This is a genomic window from Pontibacillus litoralis JSM 072002 (assembly GCF_000775615.1).
Classification (GTDB): domain Bacteria; phylum Bacillota; class Bacilli; order Bacillales; family BH030062; genus Pontibacillus; species Pontibacillus litoralis.
Map to the genome: position 1 here is coordinate 1 of NZ_AVPG01000072.1, position 534 is coordinate 534.

The window sequence follows — 534 nt, forward strand, 5'->3', positions numbered from 1 at the left end:
ACACCAGCCATCACGAAGCATGTGAATATACGTGATATCGCCAACCCATTTTTGGTTGATCGTTGTCGTAGAGAAGTCTCTGTTAATTATGTTTTCTCGTTCTTCAACCTTTTCTTTACTAGGTGTCGGACGGAACTTTTTAACAATGATGGATCGGATATCAGCCTTTTTCATTAGACGTTGAACTCGGTTTAAGCTGATCTTGTGACCTTGTTTTTCAAGGATTTCATGAATCTTGGGTGCACCATATCGTTTCTTACTCTCTTCATGAATCTGTATGATCTTTTCTGTGAATTCACGGTTCTCTCGATCACGATTTGACTCTGTTTTATACAACGATTGGTAGTACGAACTTTTAGGTATGACAAGGGTTTCACACATTTTACGAATAGGATAAACATCTTTATGTTCTGTAATAAACTCAGTCAGATCCGTGTCATCTACTTTCGAGCGAATATGGCCATAGCCTTTTTTAGGATTTCAAGTTCCTGTTTCAAGCGAAGGTTCTCTTTTTGAATGGCATCCACATCTTTT

At 38.2% G+C, this 534-nt stretch carries 1 pseudogene; it reads right to left on the reverse strand.

The window, feature by feature from the left end:
• Positions 1-534, reverse strand: a pseudogene (locus N784_RS17040) (IS3 family transposase); the annotation flags it as partial.